The sequence below is a fragment of the Mycobacterium sp. NPDC003323 genome (genome assembly GCF_053589535.1).
On sequence record NZ_JBSFSB010000016.1, the window covers coordinates 1 to 11736 of the forward strand.

General features: G+C 66.1%; 11 protein-coding genes and 1 pseudogene. 11 read left to right on the top strand and 1 reads right to left on the bottom strand.

Features of this window, described 5'->3' with window-relative positions:
* From ACWDUN_RS24735 to ACWDUN_RS24785, 11 genes and pseudogenes are all read left to right on the top strand, one after another.
* Positions 1 to 94, top strand: a pseudogene (locus ACWDUN_RS24735) (DUF3237 domain-containing protein); the annotation flags it as partial.
* Positions 95 to 237: 143 nt separating this feature from the next.
* Complete coding sequence (locus tag ACWDUN_RS24740; protein WP_449932800.1) at positions 238 to 1017, top strand: MlaE family ABC transporter permease; 780 nt, start codon at positions 238 to 240, stop codon at positions 1015 to 1017.
* A gap of 5 nt (positions 1018 to 1022) precedes the next feature.
* On the top strand, positions 1023 to 1856 hold the full coding sequence (locus ACWDUN_RS24745; RefSeq protein WP_449932802.1) for an ABC transporter permease: 834 nt from the start codon (positions 1023 to 1025) through the stop codon (positions 1854 to 1856).
* A 1-nt stretch (position 1857) separates the two neighbouring features.
* Entirely contained in the window at positions 1858 to 3324 is a 1467-nt protein-coding gene (locus ACWDUN_RS24750) for an MCE family protein (RefSeq protein ID WP_449932803.1), read from the top strand.
* 39 nt (positions 3325 to 3363) lie between these two features.
* Positions 3364 to 4395: a virulence factor Mce family protein gene (locus ACWDUN_RS24755; protein WP_449932805.1), complete on the top strand. Its 1032-nt coding sequence runs from the start codon at positions 3364 to 3366 to the stop codon at positions 4393 to 4395.
* A complete protein-coding gene (locus ACWDUN_RS24760) occupies positions 4392 to 5759 on the top strand; it encodes a virulence factor Mce family protein (protein ID WP_449932806.1) in 1368 nt (455 codons plus the stop codon). Before ACWDUN_RS24755 ends, ACWDUN_RS24760 begins: the two co-directional genes overlap by 4 nt.
* A complete protein-coding gene (locus tag ACWDUN_RS24765) occupies positions 5759 to 7096 on the top strand; it encodes an MCE family protein (protein WP_449932808.1) in 1338 nt (445 codons plus the stop codon). The genes ACWDUN_RS24760 and ACWDUN_RS24765 overlap by 1 nt, the downstream gene beginning before the upstream one ends.
* On the top strand, positions 7093 to 8220 hold the full coding sequence (locus ACWDUN_RS24770) for a virulence factor Mce family protein (protein ID WP_449932810.1): 1128 nt from the start codon (positions 7093 to 7095) through the stop codon (positions 8218 to 8220). The genes ACWDUN_RS24765 and ACWDUN_RS24770 overlap by 4 nt, the downstream gene beginning before the upstream one ends.
* A gap of 1 nt (position 8221) precedes the next feature.
* Entirely contained in the window at positions 8222 to 9688 is a 1467-nt protein-coding gene (locus ACWDUN_RS24775; protein ID WP_449932812.1) for an MCE family protein, read from the top strand.
* A complete protein-coding gene (locus ACWDUN_RS24780; protein WP_449932814.1) occupies positions 9652 to 10290 on the top strand; it encodes an Mce protein in 639 nt (212 codons plus the stop codon). The genes ACWDUN_RS24775 and ACWDUN_RS24780 overlap by 37 nt, the downstream gene beginning before the upstream one ends.
* Positions 10287 to 10838, top strand: a complete 552-nt coding sequence (locus ACWDUN_RS24785) for a hypothetical protein (RefSeq protein ID WP_449932815.1) — start codon at positions 10287 to 10289, stop codon at positions 10836 to 10838. The genes ACWDUN_RS24780 and ACWDUN_RS24785 overlap by 4 nt, the downstream gene beginning before the upstream one ends.
* A gap of 199 nt (positions 10839 to 11037) precedes the next feature.
* Here ACWDUN_RS24785 and ACWDUN_RS24790 read toward each other — a convergent pair whose 3' ends face one another.
* Entirely contained in the window at positions 11038 to 11694 is a 657-nt protein-coding gene (locus tag ACWDUN_RS24790; RefSeq protein ID WP_449932816.1) for a GntR family transcriptional regulator, read from the bottom strand.
* Positions 11695 to 11736 lie beyond the last annotated feature (42 nt).

The window sequence follows — 11736 nt, forward strand, 5'->3', positions numbered from 1 at the left end:
ATACTCCTGGGTCAACCAAACCATCTTCGTCGGCCAGGGACGCATCCAACCCGGACCCGTCGTCGAATTCCAGGTCTCCCGAGTCGCACTGTGACGTGAGCACTGCCAACCAATCGTTATGTACGTTCTTCCGCAACCATCGTGGCGCCTGTAGCCATATTGCGTTCGGATGAGCCGGCACCGTCGAAGGGACTTCATGGGTAAGCGGATGTTGCACCTGGCGGGATTGGTCCGCTGATGGCTACGCAAGAGGCGATCGCCAGTGTCGTTTCCCGCCCTGTGCGCGCTTTCGGCGGGTTCTTCTCGATGACGCTGGACGTCTTCACCCTGATGTTCCGGCCGCCGTTCGCCTGGCGGGAGTACATCCTCCAGTCCTGGTTCGTGGCACGGGTTTCGTTGCTGCCGACGCTGATGCTCACGGTCCCGTACACGGTCCTGCTGACGTTCACGTTCAACATCCTGCTCACCGAGTTCGGTGCGGCGGACTTTTCGGGCACCGGTGCCGCGCTGGGCACCGTCACCCAGATCGGGCCGATCGTCACGGTTTTGGTGATTGCCGGAGCGGGCGCCACCGCGATGTGCGCCGACCTGGGTGCGCGCACAATCCGTGAGGAGCTCGATGCGCTGCGGGTGATGGGCGTGAATCCGATTGAGGTGCTGGTCGTTCCGCGGGTGCTTGCCGCCACCACGGTGTCGCTGGCGTTGTCGGCGACCGTGGTGCTGGTCGGGCTCACCGGTGCCTTCTTCTTTTGCGTCTATGTCCAGCACGTGTCGCCCGGTGCGTTCGTGGCGGGCCTGACGCTCGTCACCGGGCCGTCCGATGTGATGATCGCGCTGGTCAAGGCCGCCCTGTTCGGTCTGGCGGCCGGTCTGATCGCCTGTTACAAGGGCATTTCGGTGGGCGGTGGCCCGGCCGGTGTCGGTAACGCCGTAAACGAGACCGTGGTGTTCACCTTCATGGCGTTGTTCGCCATCAACGTGGTCGCGACGGCGGTCGGCGTGCGGGCGACGATGTGACCAGCGTGATAGGGCACCGCCTGCGCCGCGGTGTCGGCGGCGTCGTCGACGGCTGGAACCAGGTTGGTGTGCAAACCCAGTTCTTCGGGCGAACTGTGCTGTCCATCGGTGACGTGCTCGTGCGATATCCCAAGGAACTGGTCCGGTTGATCGCCCAGATGGGCCTTGGCACCGGCGCTTTGGCGATCATCGGCGGCACGGTCGCGATCGTCGGCTTCCTGACGGTCAGTACCGGTGCGCTGGTCGCGGTACAGGGGTACAACCAGTTCTCCGAGCTCGGTGTCGAGGCGCTGACCGGTTTCGCATCGGCGTTCTTCAACGTGCGCCTCATCGCGCCGGCCACCACGGCGATCGCGCTGTCGGCCACCATCGGCGCCGGCGCCACCGCACAGCTAGGGTCCATGCGCATCAACGAGGAGATCGATGCGCTGGAGGTCATCGGTGTCCGCAGCATCGCCTATCTGGCGTCCAGCCGAGTCTTGGCCGGTGTGATTGTGGTGATCCCGCTGTACTGCGTGGGTGTGCTGATGTCGTTCTATGCGGCGAAGATCGGTACCACGGTGATCTATGGGCAGTCCAGCGGTGTGTACGACCACTACTTCGACACGTTCCTCAACCCGATCGATCTCATCTGGTCGTTCGTCCAGTCGATCGCGATGGCGATCGTCATCATGCTGGTGCACACCTTCTACGGTTTCACCGCCAGCGGTGGCCCCGCGGGCGTCGGCGAGGCGGTCGGCCGTGCGGTGCGTACCTCGTTGGTCATCTCGGCATTCGTCGTGGTGATGATTTCCCTTGCCGTGTACGGGCAATCGGGCAACTTCAATCTGGCCGGCTGACATGGACGATTCGAGACGCGGAAAAGGGATCGCGCCGGGGTGGTGGACCCTGCTGCTGGTGGTGTTCGTCATCGCCACCATCTGGTTGTCGTATTCCTTGTTCACTGGTTCGCTGCGCAGCACCGTCCCGGTCACCCTCACCTCCGATCGGTCGGGCCTGATGATGGAGACCAACGCCAAGGTGAAGATGCGCGGCGTGCAGGTCGGCCGCGTGGTTACGATCAGCGGCGGTGACTCCGAGGCTGCGTCCCCGGTCAAGCTGCGCCTGGACATCGACCCGGACCAGATCCGTTTCATCCCGGCCAATGTGGAGGCCCGCATCCGGGCCACCACGATCTTCGGGGCCAAGTTCGTCGACCTTGTCTACCCGGAAAGCCCGAGCGCCGAGCGGCTGCGATCCGGGCAGGTGCTCGAATCGCTCAATGTCACCACCGAGGTCAACACCGTCTTCGAGAACCTCGTGGGGGTGCTCGAACAGGTCGACACCGCGAAACTGAACAGCACGCTGTCGGCGCTTGCCGAGGCCGTCCGCGGCCGCGGCGAGATCATCGGGCAGGCCACCACCGACGCCAACCAGGTGCTGCTGGCACTGAACCCGCGCGCCGACACCATCCGCGAGAATTGGCAGGCGCTGAAAGGCTTCGGCGACGCCTACAGCAATGCCGCCCGGGGCATCCTGGCGACCCTGGATGCCGCCAGCACCACCGCGACCACTGTGACCGCGAACTCCCGGCAACTCGACGCGCTGCTGCTGGCCACGACTGGTCTGTCGAACAGGGGCATCGAATTGCTGGCGCCCAACAACGCCAACCTGATCCAGGCCGTCAACACCCTGCAGCCGACGACGGACCTGCTGCTCAAGTACAGCCCGTCCTACACCTGCCTGCTCACCGGTGCGAAATACCTGCTGGATCACGGCGGCTACGACGCCACCGGTGGCAACGGCAAGTCCTTCATTCTGGACACCAGCCTGTCGCTAGGCGATGACCCGTACCGCTATCCGCAGAACCTGCCGATCGTCGGTGCCAAGGGCGGCCCGGGCGGAAAGCCCAGCTGCGGTTCGCTGCCCAACGTCGACGAGAACTGGCCGGTGCGTCAGCTGATCACCAACACCGGCTTCGGCACCGGTGTGGACTGGCGGCCCAACCCGGGCATCGCCTTCCCGGCGTACGGCAACTGGCTGCCCGTCACCCGCGCGGTGCCGGAGCCGCCGAGCATCCGCAACACATTCGGTGGCCCGGCAATCGGCCCGATCCCATATCCGGGCGCCCCCGCGTACGGTGCCCAGCTGTACGCGCCCGACGGCACCCCGCTGTGGCCGGGACTGCCGCCGGCACCGCCGCCGGGGGCTCCGCGCGAACCGGGCCCGACTCCGGGTTCGGAACCGTTCGTGGTCACCGCGCCCGGCGTGCAGCCGACGCCGTTACCGCCGCAGCCGTTGCCGGTGCCCGCTGCGCCCAGCCCGTGACATCCGAGGTCAGACACCGAGAAGGAGAACCGAACAACCATGAAAGACAATCTGGCGGGCGCCATCTGGCGGCTCACCATCTTTCTGGCAGTGTGCCTGCTGGGTGTCTTCGGGCTGTTTGCGATCTTCTCCCAGCTGCGGTTCGGTGAGACCGAACAGGGCTATCGCGCCGAGTTCACCAATGTCGGCGGCATGGAGCCCGGCGACTTCGTGCGGATCGCCGGTGTCGAGGTCGGCAAGGTCGGCGATATGAAGATCCGCGACGACGGCACGGTCCTGGTCAACTTCACCGCCGACTCGTCGGTGGTGCTGACCCAGGGAACCCGTGCGGCGATCCGCTACGACGACCTCATCGGCGGCCGCTACCTCGCCCTGCAAGAGGGCACCGGCGACACGTCTCGATTGCGGCCTGGCGCCACGATCCCGTTGTCCCGCTCCGCACCACCGCTGAATCTGGACGCCCTGATCGGTGGTTTCCGGCCGTTGTTCAAGGCGCTGGAACCCGACCAGGTCAACGCGCTGTCGGGCACCCTGATCAGCGCGCTGCAGGGCCAGGGCGCAACCATCGGGTCCTTCCTGACTCAGACGGCGGCACTGACCAACACGCTGGCCGACCGTGACCAGCTGATCGGAGAGGTCATCGTCAACCTCAACACCGTGATGGGCTCCCTCGGCGACCAGAACGAACAGTTCGCCAAAGCCGTCAACGGACTGAGCCAGCTGGTCGACGGGCTGGCCGAACGCCGCACCGACATCGCCAACGGTGTCGCCTACGTCAGCGAGGCGGCCGGCAGCATCGCCGAACTGCTGGACCAGGCGCGGCCCCCGCTGACCAAGACCGTCACCGAAACCGACCGCGCCGCAGGCATCGTCGTCGCCGACGCGGACTACTTCGACAACCTGATCAACACGCTGCCCGATGCGTATCAGGCGTTGGCGCGGCAAGGCATCTACGGTGACTTCTTCAGCTTCTACCTCTGCGATATCGTGCTCAAGCTCAACGGTAAGGGCGGTCAGCCGGTGTACGTGAAGGCCGCCGGGCAGAACAGCGGGAGGTGCACCCCGCGATGAAGTCCTTCGCTGAACGCAACCAGTTCGTAATCGGCGCAGTCGGTCTCGCGATCATCGCGGCGATCGTGCTGGGTGCGCTGAACTACGACAGACTACCCTTCCTGGGCCAGGGTAAGGATTACTCCGCCTACTTCTCCGAGGCCAGCGGTATTCGCGACGGCGCCATCGTGCAGGTCTCCGGCATGCGGGTCGGTCGAGTCTCCGGTGTGGAGCTGGACGGCCAGCGAGTGCTCGTCACCTTCAAGGTCGACGGCGACGTGCGCATCGGGGATCGCAGTGAGGCCGCAGTCAGAACCAAGAGCCTGCTGGGCACCAAATATCTGGAGGTCACGTCGCGCGGTGACGGCTGGCAGGACGGCACCATCCCGCTGGGACGCACCACGCCGGCCTACCAACTGCCCGACGCGCTCGGCGACCTGTCGGCCACCATCAGCGGACTGAACACCAACCAGCTCTCGGATTCACTGCGGGTGCTCTCGGAAACCTTCGCCGACACCCCGCCAGAACTGAAGGTCGCCATCGAGGGGGTGTCGCGGTTCTCCGAGACACTCAACGAACGCGACGCCGAACTGCGGACATTGCTGCGCAACGCGAACAAGGCCACCACGGTGCTCGCCGAGCGCAGCGACCAGATCGTCGGGCTGGTGCGCAGCAGTAATGCGCTGCTGGCGGAGCTGCAGGTGCAAAGCGCTGCGCTGGACGCGATCTCGGGCAACATCTCGGCGCTGAGCCGTCAGTTGCAGGGCCTGATCGCCGAGAACGACGAGACCCTGAAGCCGGCGATCGAGAAGCTCAACGGTGTGCTGACCATGCTGGACAACCGCAAGGAGCGGTTGCAGCGGTCGTTGAAGCTGATGGGCGACTACGCGATGTCGCTGGGTGAGTCGGTGTCGGGTGGACCGTTCTTCAAGTCGTATGTCGCGAACCTGCTTCCGGGTCAGTTCGTGCAGCCGTTCGTCGACGCGGCGTTCTCCGATCTGGGTCTGGACCCCAACGTGCTGCTCCCCTCGGAGCGCACCGATCCGCAGGTCGGTCAGGCCGGCACCCCGGCGATGCCGGTGCCCTTCCCGCGTACCGGTCAGGGTGGCGAACCGCGCCTGACCCTGCCCGACGCCATCACCGGTAATCCCGGCGATCTCGGTTGTGGCCCAACGGGAATCCCGCTGCCCGGCCCGACCGGCTGCTACCCGTATCGCGAGCCGATCCCGGCGCCCCCGCCGGGTGAACCGCCGCCGGGACCGCCCGCGGTGGCCCCGCCGGGGATCGCGTCGACCCCGACCCCGGCGGGCCCGGTGTTCGTGCCCGCCCCCGGCGAGCCCGCGTCGCACGGTGCCGGATCCGGCACAGAACCGGGAGTCCGTTGATGGCAATGCCTTCCAAGCCACGCACGCGGACGTTCCTGGCGGTGGCGCTGGTCGCGCTGATGGCCGCCGGTGTGTTCGTGGTGATCAAGGTCAGTGACACCATCAACCGGGTCAACGTCGTCGCCTACTTCGACAGCAGCAACGGGATTTTCGTGGGCGACGACGTGGTGATCCTGGGCGTGCCGGTCGGCCGGATCGACAAGATCGAGCCCGAGCCCGAGCGAGTGAAGATCTCGTTCTGGTACGACGGCAGCCACAAGGTGCCCGAGAACGTCAATGCGGCCATCCTGTCGCCGATGCTGGTGACCTCGCGCGCCATTCAGCTGACCCCGACCTATTCCGAGGGACCGGTGTTGCAGGACAACGCCGTCATCAGCCAGGACCGCACCGTGGTCCCGGTCGAATACGACGATGTCCGCGAGCAGCTGCACCGCATCACCGAGACGCTGCAGCCGACCGAAGCCGGGGGCGTCAGCGAGCTCGGGGCGTTCGTCAACACCGCCGCGGACAACCTGCGCGGTCAGGGCGCCGACATCCGCGCCACGTTGGTCAAACTGTCCCAGGCGATCTCGGCGGTGGGTGATCACAGCACCGATGTGTTCGCCACGGTGAAGAACCTGTCCATCCTGGTCTCGGCGCTGCAGGACAGCACCGATGTGATGCGAGCGCTGAACCAGAACCTCGCCTCGGTCACCGGCACCCTGGCCGACAACCCCGACGAGGTCGGCACCGCCATCCAGGATCTGTCCGACACCGTCGGCCTGGTGCAGAACTTCGTCGCCGAGAACCGCGAAAGCCTCGGCACCACATCGGACAAGCTCGCCGGGGTGACCCAGGCGCTCAACGACAGCCTCGGCGACGTCAAGCAGTTCCTGCACGTCGCACCGACGACGTTCCAGAACTACGTCAACATCTATCAGCCGGCTCAGGGCGCGGCATCGAGCGTGCCGGTGATCAACAACTTCGCCAACCCGATCAGTTTCTTGTGCGGCGCCGTGCAGGCCGCCTCGAGACTCGGCGCCGAGCAGTCCGCCAAGCTTTGCGTGCAGTACCTTGCGCCGATCATCAGGAACCGTCAGTACAACTTCCTGCCGATCGGCCAGAACCTCGGCGTCACCGCATCGGCGCGGCCGAATGAGATCACTTACAGCGAGGATTGGATGCGCCCGGATTACATCCCGCCGCCGGGCTCCGCTGCCGCTGCGCCGCCGGCCGGTGCCGCACCCGCTCCAGGTGACCCGCCGCTGGCCGCCGAGGCTCCTACCGGCGTCGGGCTGGCCACGAACCCGGCCGACGGTCTGCCCGGGATGATGGTGCCGACGGGACCCGGATCATGACGGGCCGCAGGTACGTGGGTATCGGACTGCTCATCGTCGCGACGGCCGCCACCGGATGCCAATGGAAGGGCCTGAATTCGGTCGCGCTGCCCGGTGTCGAGGGTGTCGGGCCCGGGGCATACATCGTGCAGGCCCAGATGCCCGATGTCGATCACCTGTCGCCGAACTCACGGGTGCGGGTCGATGACGTCACCGTCGGCAACGTGACGAGGATCGAACGCCAGGGCTGGCACGCACTGGTCACCATCAGCCTCAACGAGAACGTCGTGCTGCCCGCCAACGCGACCGCCACCCTCGGCCAGACCAGCCTGTTCGGATCCCAGCACATCGAGCTTGCACCACCGACCGCCACCGCGCCGCAGGGCAGGCTGAAAGCAGGAGCCGTTATTCCGCTGGAGTTCAGTGGAGCCTATCCGACCACCGAGCAGACCCTGGCCGCGATCTCGTTGCTGCTCAACAGCGGTGGCATCGGCGAGGTCCAGGACATCACGACGGCGTTCAGCACGGCCTTCTCCGGTCGTGAGGCCGAGCTGCGCAGCCTGATCGAGCAGCTCGACCTCTTCATCGCCTACAACAACGACCAGAGGGACGACATCATCGCCGCGGCCGAGAGCCTGAACTCTCTGGTAGGTCAGGTCGCCGAGCAGAAACCGGTGGTGGACAAAGCGTTGCAGACCCTCCCGAATGCGCTAGAGGTGCTCTCGGATCAGCGCGAGATGCTCGCCGAAGCGCTCGCTCAGCTCGGCAAGTTCAGCGCGCTGGCCGCCGATACAACCAGCCAGACCAGGGAAGCGCTGGTCGCCGAGCTCAAGGCCCTCGGTCCGACGCTGGAGCAGCTGGCCAACGCCGGACCGGCACTGACCCGTTCGCTGAGCTTCCTCTCGACGTATCCGTTCCCCAAGGAAACCATCACCAACTTCATGCGCGGCGACTACGCCAACCTGACCCTCATCGTCGACCTGACCCTGAGCCGCGTCGACCAGGGGCTGTTCACCGGCACCCGCTTCGAAGGTGATCTGACCGAGCTGGAGATGCAATGGGGCCGCACCATCGGCCAGCTACCCAGCCCATACACCGCGGTGAATCCGCTTGTCGCGCCGTACCGTTGGGATCAGGGGCGTTGACATGGTGCTGACCAGACGAATCCTCATGCAGATGGCGGTCTTCATCGCCATCTCGATCATCGCGATCGGCATCATGGCCTTCAGCTATATGCGCCTGCCGAATCTGCTCTTCGGCGCCGGGCACTACCGCGTCACCGTGGAACTGCCGGAGACCGGAGGCCTGTACGAGCGCGCCAATGTCACCTACCGCGGGTCGCAGGTGGGCCGCGTCGAGAAGGTGGGTCTGACTGATAACGGCACCGTCGAGGCGTTGCTCTCGCTGGAGTCCGACGTGCCGATCCCGGCCGACCTGGACGCGCAGGTGCACAGCCAGACCGCTGTCGGCGAGCTGTTCGTCGAACTGCTACCGCGCAGCGCCGACGGTCCGGAACTGCGTGACGGCGACGTCATCCCGCTGGATCGCACCTCGGTGCCGATGGACGTCAACACCCTGCTGGACGCGACCAACCTTGGCCTGCAAGCCATCCCGGATGACAACCTGCGTACTGCCGTCGACGAGGCCTACCTGGCGGTGGGTGGATTGGGCCCGGACCTGTCACGGCTGGTGAGGGGTTCCACCCAGCTGGCCATCGATTCACGGGCCAACCTGGATTCGCTGACCACCCTGATCGACGAGTCGAAGCCGGTGCTCGACACCCAGACCGACACGTCCGGCGCGATCCAGGCGTGGGCGTCGAACCTGGCGACCATCACCGGCGAGCTGCGCGACCACGACGACGCGGTGCGGGGCCTGTTGGCCCGGGGACCCGGCGCGGCTGAGGAAGCGCGGGCGCTGCTGGACAGGCTGAAGCCGACGCTGCCGATCGTGCTCGCCAACCTGGCCAGCGTGAACCCGGTCCTGGTGACCTATCAGCCCGCGCTGGAGCAGCTGCTGGTGCTGCTGCCGCAGGGCACCGCCACCACCCAGGCCACCGGTACCGCCAACCGGAACACCAGGCAGGACTACAAGGGCGCGTACCTGAACTTCAACCTGAACCTGAACCTGCCGCCGGCCTGTACCACCGGATTCCTGCCACCGCAGCAGCAGCGTGTCGCCAGCCTGGAGGACTACCCGGACCGGCCCGCCGGTGACCTGTACTGCCGCATCCCGCAGGACTCCGCGTTCAACGTGCGTGGCGCCCGCAACCTGCCGTGTCTGACGGTGCCGGGCAAGCGTGCTCCCACCGTCGCGATGTGCGAGAGCGACGAGACCTACGTCCCACTCAACGACGGCTTCAACTGGAAGGGCGATCCGAACGCCACCATGTCCGGGCAGTCCATCCCGCAGGTCAGGCCGGGCGCACCGCCTGCAGAAACAGCGCCACATCCGGCTGTTGCACCCCTGCCCGTCGCAGCCGCTGAATACGATCCGGCAAGCGGCACGTACGTCGGACCGGACGGGCAGGCGTACACCCAATCGAACCTGGCCCGTGCCGCGAACGAGGAGCAAACATGGCAGACGATGCTGCTACCCCCTCCGGGGAAGTGAGCGAGTCCGCACCTGAAGCCGAAGTGACAGTCACCGAAAAAACTCCCGAGACGTCAGAAGACGAAGCTGACGGGAACTTCGACGATGCTGTGGCTGAGGAACCTACCAAGCCCGAGACATCACATCTGAAACTGGCGACGATAGTCGCACTCGCGGTGGTGCTGGCCCTGGCCGGCCTGGTCGGCTGGCTCGGTTTCCGCACCCACGAATCGCATAAGCGCGAGGCGCAACGCGCGTTGTTCCTTCAGGTCGGCCGGCAGGGCGCGATAAACCTGACCACGATCGACTTCGAGCAGGCCGAGGCCGATGTGCAGCGCATCGTGGACTCCGCCACCGGCACCTTCTACGACGATTTCCAGCAGCGCGCGGGACCGTTCGTCGACGTCGTCAAGCAGGCGCAGTCGAAGTCCGTCGGCATGGTGACCGAGGCGGGGCTGGAAACGGAATCCGATACCGAGGCCAGTGTGCTTGTGGCGGTGACCGTGCAGACCTCCAATGCCGGTGCGGCCGAGCAGCAGTCGCGGCTGTGGCGGATGCGCATCACCGTCCAGGATGTCGGCGATGATCAGGTGAAGGTGTCCAACGTGGAGTTCGTGCCGTGACCGAAACCGAGGTGACCGGACCCGAGGTGACCGAAGGAAGTCCCTCCACGCCCCAGAAGGGATCCATCGCATGGGCGCGGGTGCGGGCTTACGGAGTCCTGCCCGCCCTCGCGCTGGTGCTGGCGCTCGGCGCCGGTTATCTGAAATGGCAGGACTATTCGGTACGCGACGGGTACGGTGCTGCGGCCGAATCGGTGCAGGTTGCCAAGGACAGCACGATCGCGCTGCTGTCCTATGAGCCCGACACAGTGGAACAGCAGCTCACGGACGCCCGGTCCCTGCTGACCGGAGATTTCCAGCAGGTCTACACCGATCTCACGACCGATGTCGTCATCCCGGGCGCCAAGGAGAAGCAGATCTCGGCGGTGGCCTCGGTACCGGCGGCCGCCTCGGTGGAGGCCGAGCCGAATCGCGCGGTGGTGCTGGTGTTCGTCAACCAGACCGTGGTGGTCGGCGCCGACGCGCCGACCGACACCGCTTCCAGCGTGCGGGTCACCCTGGAGAGGACCGGTGACCGCTGGCTGATTTCCGGTTTCGATCCGGTCTAGGCCATCCGACGTGGCCGGCCGGATCGACGTCACCGGCGACGACAACTTCTCCTGGCTGACGGGCTCTGCGTCTCGCTGGTCTCGCTACCAGGAGGTGAGTGGTACATGACTTTCCAGACCGGAGATTTGCTCCGCTGTCCAGGCGGCGCCGACGCGCGTCGACGCCGCAGGATCGGCCCCCGACTGACCGAAGCGTAGATCATCCCTGGGCCCGATGCGGCAGCGTGGCATAGGCAAAGGCCAGCAGGTAGTCGCTGAGCGCAAGCGACGCAGCTTCGGCGGCCTCGGCGTCCCCGGCCGCGATGGCGGCCAGGATCGCGGAATGCAGCTCGCCGGCCTCGGCCAGATCTTGTTGCGGGTCGGTGAGATTGCCGAACCAGAACCGCCGGGACAATCCCTGCAGGGGCGCCATCGCGACCTCGACGAATTCATTGTGCGTCGCGCTGACCACGAGCGCGTGCGCGTCCCGCAGGAACGTGGCGAAATCGTCCACCGACGCGGTGGCGGCGAGAACTTCCTCCGCGAGTGCGGCCGCCGTGCGACGCTGTTGCGCATTGGCCCGTTGCGCCGCCAGTCGGACGGCGAAAGGCTCCAACGTTCGGCGAAGTTCGAGCAGTTTGAGTTGAGCCTCGATCGAGGCTGTAGGCACCAGGACGCCACGATTGGCATGGATCTCGACGAGCCGCTCGCGCGCCAGGCGCTGCAGCGCCTCGCGCACCGGTGTACGCCCGAGGCCGGTCAGCTCCATGAGTTGCTTCTCCGACACCAACGTGCCCGGCGGAAGCTCCTGCAACACGATCAGACGTTCTATAGCCAGGAATGCCTGGTCCGCCTTGTTGAGCATGACGCCGGTCATCGCTGAGTATCTGATGTCACGGGGTAGACATTATCGCGACGA